This is a genomic window from Kluyvera intermedia, from assembly GCF_021440345.1.
GTDB lineage: Bacteria > Pseudomonadota > Gammaproteobacteria > Enterobacterales > Enterobacteriaceae > Kluyvera > Kluyvera intermedia_A.
In genome coordinates this window covers 1-1,053 of record NZ_JAKCNS010000138.1, presented here as the reverse complement: position 1 = coordinate 1,053, position 1,053 = coordinate 1, and the positions used below count along the sequence as shown (strand labels likewise).

The window sequence follows — 1,053 nt, the reverse complement described above, 5'->3', positions numbered from 1 at the left end:
AAGTTGGAGTCATTACCATATTACGAATACGCATCCAGCACTGCAAATTCTCTTTAATCCTGCTGTTCAGGGATTTTTGATCGATGCGTTTTCATATAATCCAGGCCATCTCATTTCGACCATTTCCAAACCCGTGTTAGTGCTACAAGGGCAACGCGATCTCCAGGTGGAAGAAACAGATGCAAGGCTGCTTAAAGCCGCTAATCCTCAAGCATCCCTGGTGATATTGCCCAATATGAACCATGTTATGAAAGAGGTGGCTTCGGACGATCGAAAGGCGAATATCGCTTCATACGCTGAACCAGTACTCCCCTTAGCTCCCGGTGTAATCGACTCGATTGACAATTTCCTGACCCATAGCTCACCTATTCCATAGGCCTTTTCCCCCACAGCTTAGGGAGACCAGTGCGGCGAAGCTGGCTGAATATGAGCTGATCCCGGGAGACGCGCTGAACGAAGACCTGTCACTTGCCGCTTGATGAGTCTGGAAGCCTTCAGGCCTGAAAGATCAATTGGCTTCGCCCTGCAGCCGGTGCCGATAATGTTTCAGGACAACTTGAGTCACGATTTGGCCGTAAATAAAGCCACCCAGCCCAGCAAATATTACGGTGCCGGTTATGCCGCCAAAGTGTGCTCCCACGCCGCTGAAAGCCCCGCAGAGGGCGAGACCGGCCCATGTTTGCCAGTGCCGGAAGGCCGATTTATACGCGCTCCGCCACCGTCTTCCGCGCTCCCGAAAAGATAAGTCTTTTAGTTCGGTAATACTTTTTAAGGTCCAGTAGATTTTCACGGTGATTTCCTTGGTACGCTGTCTAATCGAAGGGAACATAAAACGCCGGCAAAGGAAAGGATTACCCATTGTCCGCACCTCGCTCTCAGCAGACCTTCAGCGTCAGAAACTTGTCTGCTATGTGCCAGGAGCGGACGTTGTTAGCAACAGCCTGAGTTGTTCATCGGGGTGCAAGCCACAGAGCAAAAAAGCGTGTTCTAATCACCAAATCTTTCATCCTCTCGCGTCATTTGTTATATAAATATTATCATTATCATTATCAT

General features: G+C 49.3%; 2 protein-coding genes. One reads left to right on the top strand and one right to left on the bottom strand.

Annotated features, from left to right (window positions below):
• Positions 1-376: alpha/beta hydrolase family protein (locus LZ634_RS22215; protein WP_234508900.1), on the top strand; the 376-nt coding region annotated here is incomplete at its 5' end.
• Positions 377-508: 132 nt separating this feature from the next.
• On the opposite strand, the gene LZ634_RS22210 is transcribed toward LZ634_RS22215, so the two are convergent.
• Entirely contained in the window at positions 509-790 is a 282-nt protein-coding gene (locus LZ634_RS22210) for a hypothetical protein (RefSeq protein WP_234508899.1), read from the bottom strand.
• Between the last annotated feature and the right edge of the window lie 263 nt (positions 791-1,053).